General features: G+C 67.5%; 23 protein-coding genes. 20 read left to right on the top strand and 3 right to left on the bottom strand.

All coding sequences use genetic code 11. The annotated features are described in order from the left end of the window. Positions 1-294 precede the first annotated feature (294 nt). The 14 genes from C1878_RS10585 (at position 295) to C1878_RS10520 (ending at position 15,714) form a co-directional block, all read left to right on the top strand. The gene (locus C1878_RS10585) at positions 295-903 is read left to right on the top strand and encodes a hypothetical protein (RefSeq protein WP_147272932.1); all 609 of its coding nucleotides are present in this window, start codon (positions 295-297) and stop codon (positions 901-903) included. A 31-nt stretch (positions 904-934) separates the two neighbouring features. Then, on the top strand, positions 935-2,728 hold the full coding sequence (locus C1878_RS10580) for a CocE/NonD family hydrolase (RefSeq protein WP_114601581.1): 1,794 nt from the start codon (positions 935-937) through the stop codon (positions 2,726-2,728). 63 nt (positions 2,729-2,791) lie between these two features. After that, positions 2,792-3,469 carry a TetR/AcrR family transcriptional regulator gene (locus C1878_RS10575; RefSeq protein ID WP_114601580.1) on the top strand — a complete coding sequence of 226 codons (678 nt, stop codon included), beginning with the start codon at positions 2,792-2,794 and terminating at the stop codon, positions 3,467-3,469. Between the two features lie 63 nt (positions 3,470-3,532). Continuing rightward, positions 3,533-4,681, top strand: coding sequence for a homocitrate synthase (gene nifV / locus C1878_RS10570; RefSeq protein WP_114601579.1), 1,149 nt, complete (start codon positions 3,533-3,535; stop codon positions 4,679-4,681). Positions 4,682-4,862: 181 nt separating this feature from the next. Continuing rightward, positions 4,863-5,687 carry a nitrogenase iron protein gene (gene nifH, locus C1878_RS10565; RefSeq protein ID WP_114601597.1) on the top strand — a complete coding sequence of 275 codons (825 nt, stop codon included), beginning with the start codon at positions 4,863-4,865 and terminating at the stop codon, positions 5,685-5,687. Between the two features lie 90 nt (positions 5,688-5,777). Then, positions 5,778-6,104, top strand: coding sequence for a P-II family nitrogen regulator (locus tag C1878_RS10560; protein WP_114601578.1), 327 nt, complete (start codon positions 5,778-5,780; stop codon positions 6,102-6,104). A 45-nt stretch (positions 6,105-6,149) separates the two neighbouring features. Further along, positions 6,150-6,533: a P-II family nitrogen regulator gene (locus tag C1878_RS10555; RefSeq protein WP_114601577.1), complete on the top strand. Its 384-nt coding sequence runs from the start codon at positions 6,150-6,152 to the stop codon at positions 6,531-6,533. Positions 6,534-6,546: 13 nt separating this feature from the next. Continuing rightward, positions 6,547-8,199 (top strand): nitrogenase component I subunit alpha, encoded by a 1,653-nt coding sequence (locus tag C1878_RS10550; RefSeq protein ID WP_199519329.1) that lies wholly within the window; start codon positions 6,547-6,549, stop codon positions 8,197-8,199. After that, entirely contained in the window at positions 8,199-9,572 is a 1,374-nt protein-coding gene (locus tag C1878_RS10545) for a nitrogenase component 1 (RefSeq protein WP_114601576.1), read from the top strand. Before C1878_RS10550 ends, C1878_RS10545 begins: the two co-directional genes overlap by 1 nt. A gap of 16 nt (positions 9,573-9,588) precedes the next feature. Further along, the gene (nifE, locus tag C1878_RS10540; protein ID WP_199519328.1) at positions 9,589-10,950 is read left to right on the top strand and encodes a nitrogenase iron-molybdenum cofactor biosynthesis protein NifE; all 1,362 of its coding nucleotides are present in this window, start codon (positions 9,589-9,591) and stop codon (positions 10,948-10,950) included. A gap of 104 nt (positions 10,951-11,054) precedes the next feature. Then, positions 11,055-13,985, top strand: a complete 2,931-nt coding sequence (gene nifB, locus C1878_RS10535) for a nitrogenase cofactor biosynthesis protein NifB (protein WP_114601575.1) — start codon at positions 11,055-11,057, stop codon at positions 13,983-13,985. Then, complete coding sequence (locus C1878_RS10530) at positions 13,982-14,290, top strand: (2Fe-2S) ferredoxin domain-containing protein (RefSeq protein WP_114601574.1); 309 nt, start codon at positions 13,982-13,984, stop codon at positions 14,288-14,290. The genes nifB and C1878_RS10530 overlap by 4 nt, the downstream gene beginning before the upstream one ends. An 88-nt stretch (positions 14,291-14,378) precedes the next feature. Further along, the gene (locus C1878_RS10525; protein ID WP_158539788.1) at positions 14,379-15,164 is read left to right on the top strand and encodes a sensor histidine kinase; all 786 of its coding nucleotides are present in this window, start codon (positions 14,379-14,381) and stop codon (positions 15,162-15,164) included. Next, positions 15,145-15,714 (top strand): ANTAR domain-containing response regulator, encoded by a 570-nt coding sequence (locus tag C1878_RS10520; protein ID WP_114601572.1) that lies wholly within the window; start codon positions 15,145-15,147, stop codon positions 15,712-15,714. Before C1878_RS10525 ends, C1878_RS10520 begins: the two co-directional genes overlap by 20 nt. 48 nt (positions 15,715-15,762) lie before the next feature. On the opposite strand, the gene C1878_RS10515 is transcribed toward C1878_RS10520, so the two are convergent. Further along, positions 15,763-16,566: a class I SAM-dependent methyltransferase gene (locus C1878_RS10515; RefSeq protein ID WP_114601571.1), complete on the bottom strand. Its 804-nt coding sequence runs from the start codon at positions 16,564-16,566 to the stop codon at positions 15,763-15,765. Positions 16,567-16,735: 169 nt separating this feature from the next. Continuing rightward, positions 16,736-17,116 carry a MerR family transcriptional regulator gene (locus tag C1878_RS10510; RefSeq protein ID WP_114601570.1) on the bottom strand — a complete coding sequence of 127 codons (381 nt, stop codon included), beginning with the start codon at positions 17,114-17,116 and terminating at the stop codon, positions 16,736-16,738. A 290-nt stretch (positions 17,117-17,406) separates the two neighbouring features. Here C1878_RS10510 and abc-f point away from each other — a divergent pair, with 290 nt between their 5' ends. Beyond that, the gene (gene abc-f, locus C1878_RS10505; protein ID WP_114601569.1) at positions 17,407-19,503 is read left to right on the top strand and encodes a ribosomal protection-like ABC-F family protein; all 2,097 of its coding nucleotides are present in this window, start codon (positions 17,407-17,409) and stop codon (positions 19,501-19,503) included. Between the two features lie 140 nt (positions 19,504-19,643). Next, positions 19,644-20,108 (top strand): tRNA (cytidine(34)-2'-O)-methyltransferase, encoded by a 465-nt coding sequence (locus tag C1878_RS10500; RefSeq protein WP_114601568.1) that lies wholly within the window; start codon positions 19,644-19,646, stop codon positions 20,106-20,108. A gap of 95 nt (positions 20,109-20,203) precedes the next feature. Here C1878_RS10500 and C1878_RS10495 read toward each other — a convergent pair whose 3' ends face one another. Then, positions 20,204-20,986: a glucose 1-dehydrogenase gene (locus C1878_RS10495; RefSeq protein WP_114601567.1), complete on the bottom strand. Its 783-nt coding sequence runs from the start codon at positions 20,984-20,986 to the stop codon at positions 20,204-20,206. Between the two features lie 424 nt (positions 20,987-21,410). On the opposite strand from C1878_RS10495, the gene C1878_RS10490 reads away from it, so the two are divergent. The 4 genes from C1878_RS10490 (at position 21,411) to C1878_RS10475 (ending at position 24,791) form a co-directional block, all read left to right on the top strand. After that, positions 21,411-22,088, top strand: coding sequence for a site-2 protease family protein (locus C1878_RS10490; protein ID WP_114601566.1), 678 nt, complete (start codon positions 21,411-21,413; stop codon positions 22,086-22,088). 10 nt (positions 22,089-22,098) lie between these two features. After that, positions 22,099-22,890 (top strand): ScpA family protein, encoded by a 792-nt coding sequence (locus tag C1878_RS10485; RefSeq protein ID WP_114601565.1) that lies wholly within the window; start codon positions 22,099-22,101, stop codon positions 22,888-22,890. Positions 22,891-22,899: 9 nt separating this feature from the next. Next, positions 22,900-23,781 (top strand): SMC-Scp complex subunit ScpB, encoded by an 882-nt coding sequence (gene scpB, locus C1878_RS10480; protein WP_114601564.1) that lies wholly within the window; start codon positions 22,900-22,902, stop codon positions 23,779-23,781. Between the two features lie 197 nt (positions 23,782-23,978). After that, positions 23,979-24,791, top strand: a complete 813-nt coding sequence (locus C1878_RS10475; protein WP_114601594.1) for a pseudouridine synthase — start codon at positions 23,979-23,981, stop codon at positions 24,789-24,791. Positions 24,792-24,840 lie beyond the last annotated feature (49 nt).

Genomic DNA, 24,840 nt, shown 5'->3' with positions numbered 1-24,840 from the left:
CAAGAGCATTTAGGGTACACGTTTTGACCGAGTGCGCAGTTGATGCGATTCAACTGTAGAGACAAATTATCGAACGCTGGTCAGGCTTTATGACCTCAATTTGGGTACAAGTTTTGGCCTATAACCCCCCTTTTCCACGGTCATGCAAAACGCGACATTTCACGTGTCGGTGTCGTCGCGCTCGGCGGCGATCCTTGCGATACTGGCGCAAAGAGGGAAAGGCTCGATCTTTCCCCCAGATTTCCAAGTGCACTGGGAATGCCATAAGGAAGCCTTTCGAGGAGGGGATTCGCCATGCCTTCTAAATCAACCATCGTCAAAATAGGAGCCGTCGCCGGCTTGGGAACCGGCATCGTGTGCTTGGTCGACGGCCTTTTGTGGGATCTCGTGCCCGTGAACAAGTACCAGGGCATGTTCTGGCTGTCGTTCATGCCGCTCATCCTGTTCTTCATGCGGGAGCCGCAGGAGCGCAAGTACCTGGGCAACATGCTCGTCTCGTTCGTCGCCGGCCTGCTGTGGGGGTTGGTCGCCTTGGCGGCCATCGTGGTCCTCGCGCCGCTCGGCGTCGTCCCGCTCGACATCGTCATCGACCTCGTGATCTGCGGACTCATCGTGCTCGTTCACAAAGGTCTACTCGGCGGCACGCCGTTCAACGCGGTCGCGTGCGTGTTCCTCGGTTTCGCTGAAACACTTGGCTGCATGACGACCTCGTTTCCCCTCGCCGGCCAGCTGGTGGCACCGGGGACGTTGAACGGCCTTGATCTGCTCGTCGTGTTCGCCTGGGGCGCCGCGGTGACGTTCGCGCTGTCGTGGCTGTGCGACGCGCTGATAGGCAAACTCGTGTTCAAGGGGAAGGCTCCCCAGGATACGCCGCCCGCAGGTGGCGGCAACGGCCCGCAGTAGGGCGAGGGAAACTAGGAGAGAGGAGAGCGCCATGCCGATGGAGAGGGAGCGGTTCGTCGTGCCGACCGAGATGGGCGGCGAGACGATCGGAAAAGTGTACGCGAAAGAGCTCAGGCCGGTGCCCATGGACGAGTATCGAGGGCTTTCGGAGGACGAGCGGCGCCTCTGCAAGCCGTACCCGTTCGACCAGCGCACGTACGAGGCGGCTCCGGGCATCCTATGCGAGCAGGACGTGGGCGTGGAGATGCGCGACGGGACGGTGCTGTACGCCGACGTATTCCGTCCGAGCAACGCCGACGATCGGGTGCCCGCCATCCTCGCCTGGAGCAACTACGGCAAGCGCTGCAACGAGTACCGCGAGGGCGACGACGTCGCCTACACCCCCGGCGTGCCTCAGGGATCCGTGTCCGCGTTGGCGAAGTTCGAGGCGGTCGATCCGGAATACTGGTGCCGCGAGGGTTACGCCGTCGTCAACGTGGACATCCGGGGCATAGGCTACTCGGGTGGCTACCACGAGCAGTTCGGCAAGCAGGACGCCGAAGACGGCTTCGACTTCGTCGAGTGGACGGCTCGGCAGCCGTGGTGCAACGGCAAGGTGGCCATGGCCGGGTCGTCGGCGCTCGCCATCAGCCAGTGGCACATCGCCGCCGAGCAGCCGCCGCACCTGGCCTGCATCGCGCCGTGGGAGGGCATGAGCGACCTGTACCGCGAATCGCTGTACGAAGGCGGCATCCCCTGCATACAGTTCACCAACTTCGCCACGGCGGGGGCCTGCGGGCGGGGCGGCATCGACGACCAGGGCGCCATGGCCGAGAAATACCCGCTCATGAACGCGTACTGGGAGGACAAGATCCCCGACTTCTCGAAGATCGAGGTGCCCGCCTACGTGTGCGCCGGATGGAACCACTTCCATCTGCGGGGGTCGGTCATCGGCTGGCGCAAGATGGCGTCGAAGCAGAAGTGGCTGCGCACCCACCGCGAGTTCGAATGGCCCGACTTCTACTCGCGCGAGGGCGTCGCCGAGCTGAAGGCGTTCTTCGACCGCTATTGCAAGGGCATCCGAAACGGCTGGGAGTCCACGCCGCGCGTGCGCATCGCCGTGCAGGACCGGTTCGACGAGGACTGGTGCACGGCCCGCCCGGAGAAGGAGTTCCCGCTCGCGCGGACGCGCTACGAGCGGCTCCACCTCGATGCCGCGACGATGGGCATGGCGGCCGATCCGCTGGGCGCGGAGGCTCAGGTGCGCTACGACGGGCAAACGGGGCAGATCGAGTTCGACTACGTGTTCGCCGAGGAAACCGAGCTGACCGGCTATCCGATGTTGCGACTGTGGGTCGAGGCCGATGGGCACGACGATATGGACTTGTTCGTCACCCTCAAAAAGCTGTCGACGGCGGGCGTCGAGCAGCCCGTCACCGTGTTCGGCGACACGGCCCCGCATCCCGGCGCCTGGGGCAAGATGCGCGTGTCGCACCGCGAGCTCGACCCCGAGCTTTCGAGCGACTTCCAGCCCGTTCAGGCCCATCGTCGCGAGCGGAAGCTCGCGCCGGGCGAGATCGTGCCGGTCGACATCGAGATCAACCCGACGAGCCGTATCTGGCATGCGGGCGAGACGCTGCGCGTGCAGGTGGCGGGGCGTTATCTGCGCGACCCGCATTGGATAGAGCCCTTGGTTTGGGAGACCGACAACAAGGGCGACCACATCGTCCACACGGGCGGCCGTTACGATTCGTATGTGCAGATTCCGGTGATACCGCCGAAGTACAACGAGCGCACCGTGTTCGTCGTCGACGGGGACGAACATCCGACGCATCCGATTTTCTAGTGCAGCGTGCCCTCCTGTCTGTTATAACGGCAGGAGGGTTTTTCGCGTGTGAGGAGGCCGGCCATGGACGCCCTGCAAACGTTCAACGACACCGAGAGGGCCATGGCGGACGCCTTTCTCGAACTTATGGGCGTGAAGCCCTACGGGAAGGTGACGGTCAAGGAGCTGACCGGCCGGTGCAACGTGGCCCGCACGACGTTCTACCGCTACTTCGAGGACACTTACGACCTGCTCGAGCAGATCGAACGACGCCTGCTCGACCGCTTGAGCCTCTATCGCGCACGGAAGGCGTCCTCGAAAGACGACCGCGCCGGCAAGCCCTTCGAGAGCATGGAGAACTGGTTCGAGACCGGGATGAGCTTGCGGCCGGTTCTCGGGCCCCTCATGGGCGAGAACGGCGACGTGTACTTCAAAGAGCGCCTTCAGGCGCAGGTGCGTCGGGAGCTGAACGCCATGATGGATGACGACCGCGCTCCCAAGGACCGCCTGCGCCCGTACTACGTCGCCTTGCTCGCCTCCGCCCACATAGGGCTCTTGTCGTACGTCGTGAGCGTCGAGGACGGCTCCCAGCTCATCAGCGCCCACGACATGGCCGTCATCGCGAACTCGGGGCGGGCCGCCTACTACCGCTGCACGGAGGGCGCGCCGCCCATTTCGGACGAGCAGCTGTTCGGTGGATGGCGGAAGATGCGCGACCGTGAGGTCGGCGTGCACGATCGGCCCTGGTGCGTCCTTCCGTGAAATCTAGGTTTCGAGCTGCAACACCGATCTGGCGCCGCAGCTTTTTCCGCGCATAATGGGCACATGGGAAAGACCGACGACAGAACACCGGCAACGGACAACGCTCCGTTGCGCTACGACGACACCACGCTGCGCGACGGCGAGCAGGCGGCGGGCGTGGCGTTCTCCTACGACGAGAAGCTGGCCATCGCGCGTCGGCTGGATGCCGCGGGCATCGACCAGCTGGAGGCCGGCATCCCCGCCATGGGCGCCGACGAGCAGCGCTTCTTGGCGCGGTTGGCCTCCGACGGCCTGCGCGCGAGCGTGCTGGCTTGGTGCCGCGCCCTGCCCGGCGACGTGGCGGCCGCCGCAGGGTGCGGGGTGGACGCGGTGGGCATATCGGTGCCGGCCAGCGACGTGCACCTGCGCGGCAAGCTGGGACGCGGCCGCGCCTGGGCGCTCGATGCGCTGCGGAGATGCGTGGCGCAAGCAAAGGAAGCCGGGCTCTACGTATCGGCCGACGCCGAGGACGCGAGCCGCGCCGACCCCTCCTTCCTAGCCGAGCTGGCCCGCGCCGCCGAAGCCGAGGGGGCCGATCGCTTCCGCTTCTGCGACACGCTCGGCGTGCTGGAGCCCGCAGGGGCCTTCGACGCCGTCCGCGCGCTCAAGGCGGCCACGTCGCTACCCATCGAAGTGCACATGCACGACGACTTCGGACTGGCCACGGCCAACACGCTGGCCGCGTACCATGCAGGCGCGACCTGGGCGAACACGACGGTGGCGGGTTTGGGTGAACGTGCCGGCAACGCGGCGCTCGAGCAGGTGGTCATGGCGCTGTGGCGTTTGGAGCGCGTGGAGCCGCACATCGACGCGACGCAGCTGCGCAGCCTGGCATCCCTCGTGCTAACCGCCGCAGGCCGCCCCCTGCCCGAGGTCGCGCCCGTCATCGGCTCGCGTACGTTCTGCCACGAGAGCGGCATCCACGTGGACGGCTTGCTGAAGGACCCCGCCACCTACGAGCTGTACGACCCCGCGCTCGTGGGCGCCCGTCGCGAGATCGTGGTGGGCAAGCACTCGGGCGCGCATGCCGTGCGGGCGCAGCTCGCGGCGCTCGGCCGGCCGGTGGACGAGCGGGAAGCGCGCGAGCTGCTGCCCGCCGTTCGCGCCGAGGCCCAGCGCCGCAAGCGCGCCCTGACCGATGCGGAACTCGTCGCTCTTGTAACATGCAATTAATCTAGCGGAAACGGCGTCGTCGCGTTTCGTCCGCTATAGTGAGAGCAGTCGCAGCAACGAAGCTCGACGATCCTGTGAACGTCCACAGACCAAAGGGGCATCGAAGCCCGCACGCCAACCCTCCTTGGCGTGCGGGCTTTTTTCATGCCCGAAGCGGATGGCGATCGAGAAGGAGAAGAACATGCGACAGGTGGCGATCTACGGCAAAGGCGGCATCGGAAAATCCACGACCACGCAGAACCTCACAGCGGCATTGGCGACGCATCTCAACAAGAAGATCATGCTCATCGGGTGCGACCCGAAGGCGGACTCCACGCGCATGCTCCTGGGCGGCCTGGCCCAGAAAACCGTGCTCGACACGCTGCGCGAGGAAGGCGACGAGATCGAGCTGGAGAACATCATGAAGGACGGCTTCGGCGGCATCCACTGCGTGGAATCCGGCGGCCCCGAGCCGGGGGTGGGCTGCGCCGGGCGCGGCATCATCACCTCCATCAACATGCTGGAGCAGATGGGCGCCTACACCGACGACTTGGACTACGTGTTCTACGACGTGCTGGGCGACGTCGTGTGCGGCGGCTTCGCCATGCCCATCCGCGAGGGCAAGGCCCAGGAGATCTACGTCGTGGCGTCCGGCGAGCTCATGGCCATGTACGCCGCGAACAACATCTGCAAGGGCGTGCAGAAGTACGCGAACTCCGGCGGCGTGCGCCTAGGGGGCGTCATCTGCAACTCCCGCAAGGTGGACGGAGAGCGCGAGCTCCTGGAGGCGTTCGCCAAGGAGCTGGGCAGCCAGCTCATCTACTTCGTGCCGCGCGACAATATCGTGCAGCACGCCGAGATCAACAAGAAGGTGGTCATCGAGTTCGAGCCCGACTGCAACCAGGCCAACGAGTACCGCGGGCTGGCCGAGGCGGTGGACTCCAACGACATGTTCGTCATTCCCAAACCGCTTTCGCAAGATCAGCTGGAGGACCTCATGATGGAGCACGGCTTTTTGGGCATCTAGCGGGCCGACGGGCGGTTCGGTTTGAGCGCAGGCTCGCCCGGGAACATCGCCCGGACGCAGGCGAGGCATCGACGAGAGAGGAAAACCCTTATGCAACTCATACGCGCGATCGTGCGTCCCGAGAAGGCGACGGACGTGATGAAGGAACTGCTGGACGCCGATTTCCCGGCCATCACGAAAATGAGCGTGTTCGGCCGCGGGCGCCAGATGGGCGTGAAGGTGGGCGACTTGGTGTACGACGAGATCCCCAAGGAGATGCTCATGCTGGTGGTGGCCGACGACGACGCCGACGACGCCATCCGCGTCATCTTGGGCGCGGCCCGCACCGGAGAAAACGGCAACTTCGGCGACGGCCGCATCTTCGTATCGCCGGTGGAGGAAGCCTACACCGTCTCGAACGGCAAGGCGGGGCTGTAGGGCGCCGACCCCTCGTCCCCGGCCCCGATACCGAAGGAGACCATCATGAAGGAAATCATGGCTATCGTGCGCCCCAGCAAGGTGGGCGCCACGAAAACCGCGTTGGCGGAGGCGGGCTTCCCGTCGTTCACCTGTCAGGTGGTGCTCGGCCGCGGCAAGAAGCTCATGGACCGCACGTTGGCCAGCGCCATCCTGGAGGAGGGCGAGGTTCCCGCCGACCACGTGGGCGAGGCCCTGTCCGAACCGCTGCGCCTCATATCGAAACGCCTGTTCACGCTCATAGTCGAGGAGGCTGACGTGGCGCCGGTGGTAAAGCTTATCACCGATGCGAACACCACGCGCTCGCCTGGCGACGGCAAGATATTCGTCCTTCCCATCACGGAAAGCTATCGCGTCCGCAACGGCGAACAAGCCGCCGACGCGTACTAAGGCAGGTGAAACAATGACCGAACAACTATTGGATGCGGCCTGCGAGCTGGAGGCGCCCGACGTGCCCGCACACGCGATGGACAAGGTGCTCGACCAGTACGAGGCCAAGGTGTACAAGAACCGCAAGAAGCACATGGTGACGGTGGACCACACGCTGGAAACGCCGCAGGAGATCGCGGCCAACGTGCGCACGGTGCCCGGTATGCTCACGCACCGCGGCTGCTGCTTCGCCGGCTGCAAGGGCGTGGTCGTGGGCCCGCTCAAGGACGCGCTCGCCATCGTGCACGGGCCCATCGGCTGCTCGTTCTACACGTGGGGCACGCGCCGCCACAAGGCCCGTGCGGGCGAGGACGGCCTGAACCTCGTGCCCTACACGTTCTCCACTGACATGCGCGAAACCGACATCGTGTTCGGCGGCGAGAAAAAGCTCATGGCGGCCATCGAGGAGGGCATCGAGCTGTTCCACCCGAACGCCGTCATGATCTGCTCGACGTGCCCGGTGGGCCTCATCGGCGACGACATCCACGCCGTCGCCGCGCGCGCCGAGGAGAAGTTCGGCGTGAAGTGCATCGCGTTCTCGTGCGAGGGCTACAAGGGCGTCTCGCAGTCGGCCGGCCACCACATCGCTTCGAACCAGTTCATCCGCCGCGTCATCGGCGAGGACGACACGCCGCCCACCGGCAAATACTCCGTGAACGTTCTGGGCGAGTACAACATCGGCGGCGACGGCTGGGAAACCGAGCGCTTGCTGCGCCGCTGCGGCATAGAGGTGGTGTCCGTCATGACGGGCGACGGATCGGTGGCCGACATGAGGCGCGCCCACACGGCTGGCCTCAACCTGGTGCAGTGCCACCGCTCCATCAACTACATCGCCGAGATGATGAACACCCAGTACGGCATCGACTGGATCAAGGTGAACTTCGTCGGCGTCAACGCCACGTGCAAGAGCCTGCGCGCCATCGCCCAGTACTTCGGAGACGCCGCGCTCGTCGACCGCGTGGAGGCCGTCATCATCGACGAGATGGAAATTATCGACGAGGATCTGCAGTACTATCGCGGAAAGCTCAAGGGCAAGACGGCCGCGCTCTACGTGGGCGGCTCGCGCTCGCACCACTACCAGCAGCTGCTGCGCGACTTCGGCGTGTCCACGGTTCTGGCCGGCTACGAGTTCGCCCACCGGGACGACTACGAGGGCCGCGAGGTGAAGGACTCCATCAAGATCGACGCCGACAACAAGAACATCGAGAACATCACGGTCGCGCCCGTGGACGGCAAGTACCACGTGCGCTTCAGCCCCGAGAAGCTCGAGGAGCTCAAACGCGACATCGACGTCTTCGAGTATTACGGCGGCATGATCAAGGAGATGGGCAACGGCACGCTCATGGTGGACGACCTGAACCACTTCGAGACGGAGGAGTTCGTGAAGATGCTCAAGCCCGACGTGTTCTTCTCGGGCATCAAGGACAAGTTCGTGTTGCAGAAGGGCGGCATCCTGTCCCGTCAGCTGCACAGCTACGACTACCAGGGGCCCTACGCCGGGTTCCGGGGCGCCGTGAATTTCGGCCACGACCTGGTCATGGGCCTGTACACGCCGGTATGGAGCAAGGTGGTGCCGCCTTGGCGCACCGAACCCGCCCTCGCCGGCACGATCGGAGGTGAGGAGTAATGCTCGAAGCTACCCCGCGCGACTCCGTCATGGAGCGACACGCGCTTGTGGCGAACCCCGCCAAAACCTGCCAGCCGGTGGGCGCCGTCTACGCGGCGCTCGGCGTGCACGGCGTCATGCCCCACAGCCACGGCTCCCAGGGCTGCATAGCCTTCCACCGCATGTTCCTGACGCGCCACTTCAAGGAACCCGCCATGGCGTCCACGTCGGCCTTCACCGAGGGCGCGAGCGTGTTCGGCGGCGGCGCGAATCTCAAGACCGCCGTCAAGAACATCTTCGACATCTACGATCCCGACGTCATCGCCGTGCACACCACGTGCCTGTCCGAGACCATCGGCGACGATTTGCACGCGTTCGTGTCGGCCATCGAGGTGCCCGAGGGCAAGCGCGTGATCTACTGCTCCACGCCCAGTTGCGTGGGGTCGCACGTCACGGGCTTCTCGGCCATGGCGGCCGGCTTCGTGGAGCATATGGCCGAGAAGACGGGCGAGCCCACCGGCAAGGTCATGGTGGTGCCGGGTTTCGTGAACCCCGCCGACATGCGCGAGACGAAGAAGTACCTGGAGGCGTTCGGCATCGACTACACCATGATGCCCGACACCACCGGCGTCATGGACGCCCCCATGACCGGCACGTTCGAGCTGTACCCGAAGGGCGGCACGCCGCTTGCCGAGGTGGAGGCGCTCGGCGACGCCGCCTACTCGTTCGCGTTGGGAACGTGGGCGTCGGCCGGGTGCGCGAACGCGCTCAAGCGCAAGCACGGCGTGGATTTCGCGGAGCTGGGCCTGCCCATCGGCGTGGGGGCCACCGACGACTTCGTCATGGCGCTCGCGCGCCACGCCGACCACCGCGTGCCGGAGGCGCTGGAGGTGGAGCGCGGGCAGCTGGTGGACTGCATGATCGACGCGCACCAGTACCTCGACGGCAAGCGCGTGGCCATCTGCGGAGACCCCGACACGGTGATCGGCCTTGTGCGCTTCGTGCTGGAGTGCGGCATGGTTCCCGCCTTCGTGGGCACGGGCACGCCGGGCGGCGACTTCGCGGGCGCCGTCGAGGCCGTGCTCGACGAGGCCGGCTTCGACCGCGCGGCCTGCTGGTACAAGGCCGAGACGGACTACTTCGAAATGCACCAACGCATCATACAGGAGCCGGTGGACCTGCTTCTGGGCCCGAGCCTGTGGAAGCAGATCGCCAAGGCCGAGGACGTCCCGCTCGTGCGTTGCGGGTTCCCGGTCATCGACCGCTACGTGCACCCTTACATCCCGCTGGTGGGGTACAAGGGCGCGCTTCAGCTGTTGCAGCGCATGGCCGACGCGCTCATGGACCGGCAGGATCGCGACTGCGAGGACTGCGATCTGGAATTCGTGATGTAGGAAGGAGTTGGTTTTCGTGCCCGGAACGACGAAAGTGCGGTCATCGCGCGAGGCGGTGGTGCTCGACGAGCGCAAGGCCTCCATCCTGGAGGCGGACGGATGCGCCGGGCCGGGCATCGCCTGCGAGCAGGCGAGCGCGGCGGGGGCGGTGAGCCAGCGCGCGTGCGTCTTCTGCGGTGCGCGCGTGGTGCTCAACCCCATCACCGACGCCTTCCACATCATCCACGGGCCCATCGGCTGCTCCAGCTACACCTGGGACATCCGCGGCAGTCTGACCAGCGGCCAGGACCTCTATCGGCACAGCTTCTCCACCGACCTGTCCGAGACCGACGTGATCTTCGGCGGCGAGAAGAAGCTCGCGCGCGCCATCGACCAGACGGTGGAGGCGCACGCGCCCAACGTGGTGTTCGTGTACGCCACCTGCATCGCCGGCGTCATCGGCGACGACGTGGGCGCGGTGTGCAAGGCGGCCGAGGAACGCCACGGCATCCGCGTGATCCCCGTGCAGGCGCCCGGGTTCTCGGGGCACAAGGCGCAGGGCTACCGTCTGGCGGGCGACGCCATCATGAAGCTGATCGGCACCACGCCGTTTCCGCGGGACAAGGCGCGCGGCATCAACATCCTGGGCGACTTCAATCTGGCCGGCGAGATGTGGATCGTGAAGAACTACCTGGCGGGCCTCGGCATCGACGTTATCACCGGCATCACGGGCGACTCCTGCTGCGACGAGCTGGCGTGCGCGCCGCAGGCGAAGCTCAACGTGGTGCAGTGTGCGGGGTCGATGACGGCGCTGGCCAAGCGCATGGAGCGCGACTTGGGCATCCCCTACATCAAGGTGAGCTTCTACGGCATCGAAGACACCGTCTCGTCGCTCATGCGCATCGCCGAGGCGTTGGGCGAGCCCGAGACGGTGGAGCGCACGCGGGTGTTTTGCGAGGAGCAGACCCGCCTGCTCGATCCGGTGGTCGCGCGCTACCGCCCCCGCCTCGAGGGCAGGCGCGCCGCCATCTACGTGGGCGGCGGATTCAAGGCCATATCGCTGATCAGGCAGTTCCGCGAGTTCGGCATGGACGCGGTCATGGTGGGAACCCAGACGGGGCGGCCGGAGGACTACGAGGTCATCCGCTCGCTCGTGAGCCCGGGGTGCGTGGTGCTCGACGACGCGAACCCCTCCGAGCTGGAGAAGTTCATGCTGGAGCGCGGCGCGGACATTCTGGTGGGGGGCGTGAAGGAGCGCCCGCTGGCCTACAAGTTGGGCGTGGCGTTCTGCGACCACAACCACGAGCGCAAGCACCCGCTGGCCGGCTTCGTGGGCGTGCGGAACTTCGCGGAGGAGATCAACTCGTCCATGAACTCGCCCGTGTGGACCTACGTATAACCGCCGCCCTTCGCCATCCTGAGCGGAGCGCGGGGCCGAGGGATCTCCTTGGCACCCAAGGCGGCGAATCGACGAGAAGAGACGAGAAGAGACGAGGTGATACGATGGCACGACGAAACGAGCCTCCCCAAGTGAAGGAGCGCGGCGCCCTCGTTGACTTGAACGTGAATCCCTGCAAGATGTGCATGCCCATGGGCTCGAGCACGGCCGCCTTCGGCGTGCAGGGCTGCGTGACCATCCTGCACGGCTCGCAGGGGTGCGCCACCTACATCCGCCGCCACATGGCGACGCACTACAACGAGCCGGTGGACATCGCGTCCTCGGCGCTCACCGAGCAGGGCACGGTGTACGGGGGCGAGGGAAACCTGCACAAGGGCATCGACAACCTCATCCGCCTGTACGATCCGGCCGCTATCTGCGTGTCCACCACGTGCCTGGCCGAGACCATCGGCGAGGACGTGGCGGGCATGCTGGGGCGTTGGCGCGAGAAGCACCCCGATTCGAAGGTGACGTTCGTCCCGGTGGCGTCGCCCGGCTACGGCGGCTCGCAGTTCGACGGGCACTTCCGCTTCCTGCGCGCGCTGATGGAAAGCGTGGAGATGCGCCCCCAAGACGCCCCGCCGCGCCAGCTCAACCTGGTGTGCGGTCCCATGAGTCCGGCCGACATGCGCTTTTTGAAGCGGCTCGTGGCCTCGTTCGGCATCGAGGCGGTGGTCGTGCCCGACCTGTCGGAGAACCTCGACCGCGCCCGCCTGCCCGTGTACGACCGCACGCCCGCGGGCGGCACGCCGCTTGCCCGCATCGCCACCATGGCGGGGTCGGCGCTGACCATCGAGCTGGCCACGTTCGTGCCCGACGGCTGCTCGCCCGGCGCCTACCTGCATGATCGTTTCGGCGTTCCCTGCACGCGCCTCAACCTGCCGGTGGGGCTGCGCGACATCGACGCGCTCGTGGACGAGCTGACGGCGTTCGCGGGCGTGCGCATGCCCGCCGCCCTCGCCGAGGAGCGCGGCCGCTACCTGGACGCCATGATCGACTCGCACAAGTACAACGCCGAAGGGCGCGCGGTGGTGTTCGGCGAACCCGACTTCTGCTACGCGGCCGTGCGCCTGTGCGTGGAGAACGGCGTCGTTCCCGTGGTGACGGCCGCCGGGTCGCGCTGCCCCGGTTTCGAGGAGGAGCTGCGGCGGGAGGTGCGCGAGGCGGCGGACCGGTTTCTGGTGGATCGCTGGGAGGTGCTCGAGGACGCGGACTTCGGCGACATCGAGCGTTTGGCCGTTGAGCTGCGCGCCAACGTGATGATAGGCTCGTCGGACGGGCGGCGCATCGAGGACGCGCGCGGCATCCCGCTCGTGCGCTGCGCGTTTCCCATCCACGACCACGTGGGGGGCCAGCGCGTGCGCACCTTGGGCTACGAGGGCTCGCTCACGCTGCTCGACCGCATCACGAACGCGCTCTTGCAGCGCAAGGAGGAGGGCTTCCGCGCGGCCATCCGCGACGAGTTCTACGATAACACGCTGCTCTCGCAAGCGCATCGCCACCGCGAAAGCGCCAGCCACGAGCTTTTGGCCGAGGCGAACGCCGCGTTGGCGGAGGATCGCGCAACCGCCCCCGGCGCCGCGCAAGCCGCCCGGCCCGCCGCCCCCGGCGCCGCGCAATCCTCTCTACCGGTCATCCTGAGCGGAGCGCGCAGCGCGGAGTCGAAGGATCCCGCCCTCGCCCTCGCGCGCAAGACCGCCCAGCACCCCTGCTTCAACGGCGGTTGCGCGAGCGAGAACGCCCGCATCCACCTGGCCGTGGCGCCCGCCTGCAACATCTCGTGCAACTACTGTGTGCGCAAGTTCGACTGCGCGAACGAGAGCCGGCCCGGCGTGGCGTCGGCGGTGCTCTCGCCAAATGAGGCCTTCGAGCGCTACCGCCTGGCGAAGGAGCGCGTCCCCAACCTCACCACGGTGGGCGTCGCCGGCCCCGGCGACGCGCTGGCCGACTGGGAGCGCACGCGCGCGACGCTCGAGCTCGTCGCCCAGGACGATCCCGACATGACGTTCTGCCTGTCCACGAACGGCCTTCTACTGCCGCGCTTCGCGGACGACATCGCGCGTCTGGGTGTGACGCACGTGACGGTGACGATGAACGCCGTCGACCCCGCCGTGGCCGGGCGCATCTACCGCTTCGCGCGCCTGGACGGCGTGACCTACACGGGCGAGGCCGCCGGCGCGGTGCTTCTGGCAAACCAGATCGCGGGCATCAAGCGGCTGGTGGAGCTGGGCGTGGCCGTGAAGGTGAACACGGTGCTCGTCGCCGGCGTGAACGACGGCTGCGTGGAGGACGTGGGCGCGCTTTGCGCCAAGCTGGGCGCGGCCTACCACAACGTCATGCAGCACATTCCCGTGGCGGGCAGCGTGTTCGGCGACTTGCCGCAGGTGAGCCGCACGCGCCTCGACGAGGTGCGCAAGCGCTGCGAGGCGCACCTGCCCCAGATGTACCACTGTCGGCAGTGCCGCGCCGATGCGGTGGGCAAGCTGTCGGAGGATTTGGTGCGCGCCGTCGAGGAGGCGGAGGGGCGCCGGGCTGCGGAGCCGGTTCTGGCCGATCCCGTCGTTGCCACGCTGGTCGTCCCGCGCGCGGACGGGGCGCGCACGCGCCATGCCCCGCTGCGCATCGCCGTGGCAAGCCGCTCGGGCTCGGTGGTGGACGCCCACTTCGGCCAGGCCGCGTCGTTCATGGTCTACGAGACCGACGGCACGGTGGTGCGCTACGTCGAGACGCGCGAGACGGAGCGCTACTGCACCGGGCAGGAGGCGTGCGATCCGCGCGCCAAGGCCGACCGGCTCGAACGCTCGCTCGCCGCCGTGCGCGACTGCGCGGCCGTGCTCGCCCTGCGCATCGGGCAGGCGCCCGCCGATAGGCTGCGGGCCTGCGGCATCGCGCCCGTCTGCACCTGCGACGCCGTGCGGCCCGCCGTGCTGGCCGCGGCCGCCGAGCTGTCCGCCGGCATGACAACCATCGAGTTCAAGGAGGCTGCATCGCTATGATCACCCCGAAGCACCACATCTTCGTCTGCACGAGCTGCCGTCCCGACGGCACGCAGAAGGGCTTCTGCGCCGCCCAGGGTGCGCGCGGCCTTCTGGGGGCGTTCATGGATGAGATAGACGACCGCGAGCTGTCCGGCGGGGTCATGCTCACGAACACCGGCTGCTTCGGCATCTGCGACAAGGGGCCGGTGGCCGTGGTGTACCCCGAGGGCGTGTGGTACGGCGGCCTGGACGACGATGCCGCCCGCCGCATCGTGGAGGAGCACATAGAGGGCGGCGCTCCTGTGGAGGACCTGCGCATCTGAGCCTTGTTTCCCCAGGCGTTACGCAGGTGCAATGCGTCGGAAACAGGGGCGGGGTAGGCTGGTTCTCGGAAGAAAGGAACGGTCCGCCATGGAAGCTCTCGAGAACCGGCGTGCGGTCGGCGCCGACCGCGCGCCCGCCGCGTGCGGCACCGAGTGGTGCCCCGCGTTCACGGCGCGTTCGAACTACGAGCGCGAGCTGCGCGTGAAGGAAGCCACCATCCGCGAGGTTCACCATCGGGTGAAGAACAACCTGCAGACCATCGAGTCGCTTCTGCGCATGCAGATGCGGCGAACGGACAGCCCCCAGGTGGTCGAGGCGTTCACTGAGGCCGTCGCCCGCATTGGCGCCATGTCCGTCGCTCACGAGATGCTCTCCTTCGCCCACGCCGAGCGCGTGGACGCGAAGTCGCTCGCGCTCGCCGTGGCCAATCAGGTGAAGATGGGCTTGGTGGGCGCGAGTCCCTGCGTCCGCGTCGTGGGGCGCGGGCGGGCAGGGACGATAGGCGCCCAAGGCGCCACGAGCTTCGCGCTGGCCGTGGCTGAGATCGTGCACAACGCCATCGAGCACGGTTTGGCCGAGCGCGACGAGGGCACGGTCGCGCTCACCTTCCTGCGCGGAGGATGCGGTCTGACCACCTTCATCGAGGACGACGGCTGGGGCCTTCCGAGCGGCTTCTCCCTCGAGGGCGGCAGGAGCATGGGGCTCGTGCTCATGCGCATGCTCGTGGAGGACGATCTGGGCGGCACCATCACGTGCGGGCCGGGCGCCGACGGGCGGGGGACGCGTTTCATCGTGACCGTTCCGCTCGAGAAGGGGCGCTGCGACGAGGACGAGAGAGGCGAAGGAGGCGCGCATGAGGATCGTGATCGCTGAAGACGAGGCCATTATCCGCATGGATTTGCGCGAGATGCTGCAAGAGCACGGCTGCGAGGTGGTGGGGGAGGCCCGCTCGGGCGCCGAGGCGCTCGAGGCAGTGCGGAGGATGCGCCCCGACTGCGTGTTCATGGACATCCAGATGAACGGCCGCGACGGGTTGGACGCCGCGCGCGCCGTCTGCGAGGAGGGGCTGGCCGCCGTGGTCGTGCTCACGGCGTTCTCGCAGGAGTCGTTCGTGAAGGAGGCGGCCGAGGCGGGCGTGATGGCCTACGTGACCAAGCCGTTCTCCGAGACCGACATCATGCCGGCCCTGCACGTGGCCTGCTCGCGCTTCGAGCAGACGCGCGCCCTTGCCGCCGAGGTGAGCGATTTGCAGGAGCGCCTCGAGACGCGCAAGCTGGTGGAGCGCGCCAAGGGCATCCTCATGCGCGACGGCCTAGACGAGGCCGAGGCGTATCTGCGCCTGCAACGCTCGGCCATGAGCAGCCGCACGCCTCTGAAGGAGATCGCGCAGGCCGTCGTCACCGCCGACGCCCTGCGTGCCTGACGCGCCCGGTCGGCGCTCGCGCCCGGCGCCTTCCCGTTCTCCGCTACCCTACTTGTCCCAGCTGATGAACGCCCAATCGGTGCGCCGTTCGTAGTCCTTGACCCATTGGCCGCTCGCCTCGCGCACGAGATGGCGGTCGAGGAACGCCTCCAGGCGCTCTCGCTCGTCGGGCGCGAGGTCGTTGCCGAGCATGTTCTCGAGGGACGACTTCGCCGCGTCGCGGGTGGGGTAGCGGTCGAGCTTCGCGCTGGATATGAAGCGCACGTCGGCCTTGACGCCGCGGTCGTAGAGGCAGTTCACCACGTGGATGTAGTCGGGCGGATGGGGGAGGGTGCGCCCGACGGCCTCCACGACTCTGCGGTCGTTGTAGGCCAAGTCGCCGCATACGGTTGTCAGGCACACGCGTCGGCGCGCCCGGCCGTCCAGCTTGGCGAGCGCAGAGGGCAGATCGGCCGTGAGCAGCGCGCGGCTCTCCACCACGAGGTCGGCCCGCGGAACGCCCGCGGCGTCCCAGTCGTCCTCCCAAGCGGCCTTGATGGTGGAGATGTTGTCCACGCCCTCGGCGTGCGCGCGGTCTTGCAGAAGGCGCAGCATGGCGCCAGAGATGTCGATGCCCGTGACGCCGCGCGCCTTGCGGGCGATGTCGACGGTGAGCGAGCCCGAGCCGCAGCCCACGTCGAGCACCGTCCAGTTCGGGTTGATGCGGCAGAGCTCCACGAACTCGCGCGCGTAGTTCGACGCGCCCGCGTGCCGCGCGAAGCCGGCCGCGCGGCGATCCCAGTAGGCCTCGTCGTCGCGGGCCCGCTTGCCTTCGTGGTAGTCGGTCCAGATCGTGCTCTCGTACAGCGCCATGACGGTTCCTTCCCTTGGCTGGCTTCACCTGCTGCACGACGCTGTGCCCACCGGCTGTCCTAGCCGGCTGTTCGACGCTTCGAGCATATTCCGCTTTCGTTGCCGATGAGTTACGATATCCAGGATGGGCGGATTTCCGTCGAAACCGCCGTTGCGTGCACGGGCCGCCTCACGCGTCTCCGCGTATCTCGCGTTCCGTGGCCAGGATGCCCTCGTAGTTGGCTATCTTGTCGTTCAACCGGTCGAGGCCGGCCTGCATGTCGGCGATGCGCTTCTCCACCAGCTCGCGCTGCTCCTCCAGAAGGGTTTTGCGCGCGGCCGCCGTCTGCTCGCCCTGCTCGAACAGCTGCATGTACTCGATGAGCGCCTCGATCGACACGCCCGCGCCCCGCATGCACTTTACGAACTGCACGCGCGCGCAGTCCTGCTCGCTGTAGTCGCGCACGCCGCTCGCGTTGCGCGTGACGCCCGGCAAAAGGCCGATGCGCTCGTAGTAGCGCAGCGTGTCGGCGCTCATCCCGTACTGCTTGCTCACTTCGGCTATCTTCATCGAAGGCTCCTTTCCACATGCGTTCATTGAAGCACATGGAGCGCACTCCAAGTCAAGGGGACACGTCGGCGGGTTCGATTGAACCGCGCGAAGGCGGGCAACCCGTTGCGCCCGCATCATTGTAGTTGCTTTCTGGGATCGGCGAAGACGCTTCGCCTCGCGCGGCTTCTTCCGCTATCATAGACAAGTTGCGCCCGGCCGGACGCCGCATGCCGTCGGACGACGTGCGGCGGCACCTCCGATGCCGGGGCGCCCCCGGAAAACCCTCGCACGGAAAGCGCGCACGCACCATGATCATGCAGCTCGAACACATATCGAAGTCGTTCGGAGGACGCCAGCTCTTCCACGACGTGACGTTCCGCCTGGAAGAGTACGAGCGCCTGGCGCTCGTGGGCCCGAACGGCGCCGGCAAGACCACCATGCTCAACATCATCTCGGGCCAGGAGGACGCCGACGAAGGGCGCGTGCTGTTCGCGAAGGGCGCCCGCGTGGGCTACCTGGAGCAGGAGGCCATCGAGATGGCCGACCAGCCCATCTTCGAGGAGGTCATGTCGTCGCAGGTGGAGGTGCTGGAGGCCGAGCGCCGCCTGTACAAGCTGGAGCACGAGCTGGGCGAGAACCCCACCGAGCAGCAGCTGGCGGCGGCGGGCCGCGCCCGCGACGCCTACGAGGTGCTGGGCGGCTACACCATCGAGGCGAAGGTGCGCAGCGTCATGTTCGGACTCGGGTTCAAAGAGGACGACCTGCGCCGCTCCACCACCGAGTTCTCGGGCGGCTGGCAGATGCGCATCGCGCTGGCCAAGCTGCTCATCCGCAACCCCGAGGTGCTGCTGCTCGACGAGCCCACGAACCACCTCGATCTGGAGAGCGTGAAGTGGCTCGAGGGCTTCCTGCGCGGCTACGGCGGCACCGTCATCGTGGTCAGCCACGACCGCGCGTTCATGGACAACATGGTGGACCGCGTGGCCGAGGTGGACAACGGCCAGGTGAACCTGTACAAGGGCAACTACACGGACTATCTGCGCACCCGCGAGGAGCGCCTCGAGCGCCTGCGCGCGGAGGCGGCGAAGCAGGCCGAGGAGATCGCCCACATGGAGGCGTTCATCGAGAAGTTCCGCTACAAGCCCACGAAGGCCAAGCAGGTGCAGGACCGCGTGAAGAAGCTGGAGAAGATCAAGCGCATCGAGCTTCCCGAGGAGAAGAAGACGGTCCGCTTCAACTTCAAGCAGCCGCCGCGCACCGGCGACGAGGTGGTGCGGGCGCGGGGCCTGGTGAAGCGTTTCGGTGAGAAGACGGTGTACGACGGCTTCGACTTCACCCTGTACCGCGGCGACAAGGTGGCGCTCGTGGGGCCGAACGGCGCGGGCAAGTCGACGTTGCTGAAGATGATAGCCGGCGCGATGGCCCCCGACGCGGGCACCATCGACTACGGCGTGCACGTGACGAAAACCTACTACGCCCAGCACCAGCTGGAGGAGCTGCACCCCGGCAACACCGTGTTCGAGGAGCTGGACCGCGTGGCGCCCGGCTGGACCATCTCGCAGGTGCGCACGCTGCTGGGGGCGTTCCTGTTCACGGGCGATGCGGTTGACAAGAAGGTGAGCGTGCTCTCCGGCGGCGAGAAGAGCCGCCTCGCGCTGGCGAAGATGCTCGTGGCCCCGCGCCCGCTGCTGTGCCTGGACGAGCCCACGAACCACCTGGACATTGCGAGCGCCGACATCTTAGAGCAGGCGCTCAAGACGTTCGACGGCACGATACTCTTCATCACGCACGACCGGCACCTCATCCGCGGCGTGGCGAACCGCATCGTGGAGGTGGAGCCGGGCCGCGTGACGAACTACGACGGCGACTACGACTACTACCTGTTCAAGAGCGGCCAGCTGGACGGCCCCGCGCCCGAGGAGCCGTCGCTCGTTGACGAGGTCATGGGGGAGGGCGGATCCGGCAAGGCGGCCTCCGGCAAGGGAGCCAAGGCGCAGGCCGGCTCCAAGACCGTGGTGAACGTGAACCGCCGGCCGCGCGGCGAAGGCGAGCCTGGCAAGGGGGCCGCGTCCGCGCAGCTCACGGCCCCGCGCGAGAGCTCCCCGAAGACGAAGGAGCAGAAGCGCCGCGAGGCCGAGGCGCGCAACCGCGCCTACGCCGCGCTCAAGAACCACCGCAAGCGCATCGCCGAGCTGGACCGCCAGATGGAGCGCGACAACGAGCGCCTGGCGGAGCTCTTGGAGCTCATGGCCGACCCGGACTTCTACATCAACGAGGACGCCTCGTCCGACGCCGTGGCCGAGCACGGCAAGCTGAAGGCGCGCCTGGCCGCCGCCGAGGAGGAGTGGTTCCTGCTCACCGAGGAGCTGGAAGAAGAGATGGCGAAGCAGGCGGAACAGGCGTGAGCGACAACGACTGTCATCCTGAGCGGAGCGCCGCAAGGCGCGGAGTCGAAGGATCCCGCGCGGTGCCAACCGTAAACCTTGCTGCTGACGCCAAGCGGGATCCTTCGACTCCGGCGCCATGCGCCTGCGCTCAGGATGACATGAGGTTGAACATCGTGCTCGTGGAGCCGGAGATCCCGCAGAACACCGGCAATATCGCGCGGACGTGCGCCTGCACGGGGGCGCGGCTGCACGTGGTGGAGCCCCTGGGGTTCCGCCTGACGCAGAGGCAGCTCGCCCGCGCGGGCTGCGACTATTGGGACGAGGTGGACCTCGTGCGCTGGCCGTGCGCCGACGCGTTCTTCGAGGCCCATGGGGCCGACGAGCTGCATCTGTTCACGGGGCGTGCCGAGCGCTCCTTCGCCGACGCGGCTTTCGGCGGGGGTGCCTTCCTCGTGTTCGGCCGCGAGAGCCGCGGGCTGGACGCCGCCGTCATCGACCGCTTCGCCGAGCGGTGCGTGCGCATCCCCATGCGCGAGGGCCTGCGCAGCCTGAACCTCTCCAACGCCGTGGCCGTGGCCGCCTACGAGGCCCTGCGCCAGCAGGGCTGGCCGGGGCTGGGGTAGCCAGCGCCGCACGAGGGACTGCGAACGCGAAACGGCCGCCCGTTGGGGAGGCGGCCGTTTCGCTGGGATCGAGGCGGGGGCGCCGGGCCTGCGTCCTAGTACGCGCTCCAGCCGCCGTCGATGGTGAGCGTCTCGCCGTTGATGAAGCCGGCCTGGTCGGAAGCCAGGAACAACGCCGCGGCGGAGATTTCTTCCGGCGTGCCGGAGCGGGTGGCGCCGGCGTAGCCGGTGATGGCCTTCGCCATGCCGCGCTCGCTCGGCTGGCGCATGCCCACGCCGATGTTCGTCTGCGTGTTGCCGGGGCAGATGGCGTTGCAGCGGATGCCGGTGTCGGCGTACATGAAGGCCACGTTCTTCGTCAGGCCCACGACGGCGAACTTCGAAGCCGTGTAAGCGCAGCCGCCGCGTCCGGCGCACAGGCCCGAAAGCGACGCGGTGTTGATGATGACGCCGCCCTCGCCGCGCTCCATGAAGTAGCGCACGGCCTTGCGGGTGCCGTACATGACGCTGTCCAGGTTCACCTTCATGAGGCGCTCCCATACGTCGTCGTCCATCTCGGCGATGGGCAGCAGGTTGTCCATGATGCCGGCGTTGTTCACGATGATGTCCATCTGGCCGAACGTCTCGACGGCGCGGTCGACCATGCCCTCCACGTCGCTGCGGTTCGACACGTCCACCTTGACGGTGTCCAGCTTGTCGCCGTACGCAGCGAACTCCTGCTTGAGCGCGTCGAGGGCCTCGCCGTTGAGGTCGGCGGCCAGGCAGCTCGCGCCGGCTTCCAAGAAGCGCTGGACGATGCTCTTGCCGATACCGGAGGCTCCTCCGGTGATGACGGCGGTTTGGCCTGCGAGGATGGGGTTGGATCGTGCGTCTGACATGGCGACAACTCCTTTTCTTCTTGCGTTGCTGGCCTGCTCGGGCGGAGGTTCGGGAAAACGGGCCTCCGGGCTTTCCGCGGTTTCGGAACCGCACGCGAAGCGTATCATGGGGCCGAACCCGCCGATCGTCTTCGGCGGCGGAAGGCGCTCTGGGCGCCGGCTGCGGAAAAGCCCCCGATGCGAGCGGTGGGAGAACGGGCACCGGCGGCGAGAGGGGGCCGAAGGCCTCGATGCCCGCAGGCGCGCCCGCCCCGGCGTGCCGGGCAAGGGAAGGGGCCCCGGCGAGAAGCTCTGCGCTTCCCAAGCCGTTCCCGGACGCGGGAAGGAGGCGCCCTGCCGCGCGCGGGGCGCCTCTGCGGGAGTTTGTGAAGTTTCCCCGGTTGGTACGGAGGGTGCGGCCCGTTGCGCTAGACTGATTGGCATTATGATTTCGATACCCTACCTTATCTGTTCCATACTCAGCTTCGTTCCCGCCATCGTGTGCCACGAGGCGTGCCACGGCTTCGCCGCCTACAAGCTGGGCGACCCCACGGCCAAGCGCGCGGGGCGGCTGTCGTTCAACCCGCTCAAGCACATCGACCCGTTCGGCACCGTCATCATGCCGCTTCTGCTCATGGCCATGAACATGCCCGTGTTCGGCTACGCGAAGCCGGTGCCCTACAACCCGGCCTACTTCAAGGACCCGCGCAAGGGCGACCTTCTCGTGGGGCTCGCCGGGCCGGCGGCCAACCTCGTTCTGGCCGTCTTGGGCGCGGTGGTGTTCACCGTGGTCTCGCTCGCGCTGCCGGTGAACACGTTGGCGCAAAACGATTTCTTCTACTACTTCTACGCCATGTTCCTGCCCATGTTCTCGCTCATCAACCTGTACCTCATGTTCTTCAACCTGCTGCCCATCCCGCCGCTGGACGGCTCGTCCATCTTCGCGTTCTTCCTGCCGAAGAAGTACCTGCCCGCCTACTACAAGGTGCAGCGCTACGCGTTCCCCATCTTCATGGTCGCCGTCATCCTGGTGCCCTACGTGCTGCACTTCAACCCCATCGGCATCTACCTGGACGTCACGGCCGGCACGGTGTTCGACGTGCTGTTCTCGTTCGGCGGATAGCGGGGCGCGGGTGTCGTACAAGGTTCGCATAGACAGCTTCGAGGGGCCGTTCGACCTGCTGCTGTACCTGGTCAGCCGCCAGAAGGTGGACATCGGCGCCATCTCCATCACCCAGATCGCCGACCAGTACCTGGCCGAGGTGTCGCGCATGGACGACCTCGATTTGGACGTGGCGAGCGACTTTCTGCTCGTGGCCTCGACGCTTTTGGAGATCAAGGCGGAAAGCCTCATCCCGCGCGAGCGCGACGCCGTGGACGACGACATAGCCGAGCTCGCTCCCAGCGAGGCGCGAGACATGCTGGTGGAGCGCCTGCTCACGTACAAGCAGTTCAAGAACGCGGCCTCCACGCTGCTCGCGCGCTTCGTGTCCGAAGGCCGCATGCACGCGCGCCCGTTCGGGCCGGACGCAAGCTTCCTGAACCTCATGCCCGACTACCTGAAGGACGTGACGCTCGACGGCCTGGCGCTCTTGGCCGCGAACGCCTACGCGCGCCGCGAGGTGTTCCTGCTGGAATCAGAGCACATCGCCGCGAAGCCCATCCCCGTGGAAGTGCACGTGCGGGCCATCCATCAGCGCATCCAGAACAAGAAGCGGCTGCGGTTCTCGGAGCTCGTGGACGAGCGCACGCCGCTGCCGGTGGTGGTGGTGACGTTTCTGGCGGTGCTGGAGCTGTACAAGCGCGCCATGGTGAAGCTCGAGCAGCAGGAGCAGTTCGGCGACATCGACATCCGCTATATCGAGGGGTCGGGCGAGCTCATGCTCACGGGCGACGACGCCTTGACGTCGGTGGGAGAGGAATAGGAAGGTTCCATGTTCCAAGGTTTGCAGGAAAGCCAGTTGCCGGGCGCCCTCGAGGCGCTCCTGTTCGTGACCGACGAGCCGGTGGGCACCATCGCGCTCGCCGACATGCTGGAGGTGGACCCCGCCGACGTGGAGCGGGCGCTCGTGGAGCTGCGCGCGCGGTTCGAGGACGAGGAGCGCGGCGTGCAGCTGCGCGAGGTGGCGGGCGGCTGGCGGCTCTACACGCATCCGGTGTACCACGAGCTCGTGGAGAAGTACGTGCTGTCGTGGGACACGCGGAAGCTCTCGCAAGCGGCCATGGAGACGCTCGCCATCGTGGCGTACTCGCAACCCGTCACGCGCGCCGGCGTGGCCAGCGTGCGCGGCGTGAACTCGGACAGCTCCATCAACTCGCTGGTGGAGAAGGGGCTGGTGCGCGAGGCGGGCACGGCCGACGCCCCGGGCAACCCCGTGCTCTACGCCACGACGCGCGCCTTCTTGGAGAAGTTCGGCCTGCGCAGCGTGGCCGACCTGCCCGATCTGGACCAGTTCGCTCCCGACGACGACACGCGCGCGTTCATCCGCGAGCGCCTGAGCGCCACGCGGGAGCCCGTGCGCGTGTCCGACGAGGCGCGCATGGACGCGCCTGGTGCCGACGAGGGCGACGGGTTCGACGGCGTGGAGTTCGACTTCGACGGCGAGGGCGAGGCGACGGTGACGCTGGGCGAGCAGCTGGGCGGCGCGGAGACGGCGGGCGCCGAGCGGCCGCTGTTCGCCCGCGTGGACGAGGCGGCCGAGGACGCCGCGTCGGCGTCCGCGCAGAGCCTGCTCGCCGAGGCCATGGCGTCGGGGCTCGGCCTGGTGGAGAAGATCGACTTCGACGAATTGACGTTCGAGACGGACGATGAGTAGCGGCGGAGAGAGGCGAGGGCGGCACCCAGTCGCTCAAACAGTCCTCGCTGCGCTGCGGAACTCGCTTGGTGGGCACCGCCCTCGCCTCTCTCCGCCGCCGCGCGGTTGCCGCTTCTGCGGGAAGCGTCGATGCCCGAGAGGAGGGGGAGGGAGTGGAATCATCCCGAACAGCGCCGCAGCCTGAGCGCATCGTCCCCATGCGCCTGCAGAAGTTCTTGGCGCGGGCGGGGGCGGCCAGCCGGCGGGGGTCGGAGAACCTCATGACGGCCGGGCGCGTCACCGTGAACGGGACCGTGGTCACGGAGCTGGGAAGCAAGGTGGACCCGCTCGTGGACGAGGTGGCCGTGGACGGCAAGGTCGTGCGCCTGGCGGACGGCCCCGTCACGCTCATGCTGCACAAGCCGGCTGGCTACGTCACCACCATGTCCGATCCGCAGGGTCGGCCCACGGTGGCCGAGCTCGTTCCCGCCGCCGACCATCCGGGGTTGTTCCCCATCGGGCGCCTCGACCGCGACACCACGGGGCTCCTGCTGTTCTCCACGGACGGCGAATTGGGGCACGCGCTTTTGCGCCCCCGCGGCCACGTGGAGAAGGTGTACACGGCGCTCGTGGAGGGACGGCCCTCTCCAGGGCAGCTCGCGCACCTGCGCGAGGGCATCGAGCTGGACGACGGCCCCACGCTGCCGGCCCGGGTGGAGCTTCTGGAGGGCGACGCCGCGCGCGCGGCGCTGGCGGCGCTCGACGTGCCTCCGGAGGTGCCGAAGGGGGCCTCGCAGCAGTACGCCCGCGCGTGCTCCGCGCGGGCCGCAGACCGCTCGATCGTGCGCGTTGGTCTGCACGAAGGACGGAAGCGCCAGGTCAGACGCATGCTGGCCGCCATCGGGCACCCGGTGCTGGCGCTGCATCGCGACACGTTCGGTCCCGTGGGGCTGGACGGCCTGCCGCGCGGCGCGTGGCGCGAGCTGGAGCCGGCCGAGGTGCGGGCGCTCGAGCGCGCCGTGAACAGGTAAAGGGCCACTTCCGAACGGTCTACCATTAATGCTAGAATGAGGCAGCCGA

The sequence above is a fragment of the Gordonibacter sp. 28C genome, assembly GCF_003339845.1.
In the GTDB taxonomy this organism is placed as follows: Bacteria; Actinomycetota; Coriobacteriia; order Coriobacteriales; family Eggerthellaceae; genus Gordonibacter.
This window is presented reverse-complemented; position numbering and strand designations above follow the sequence as displayed.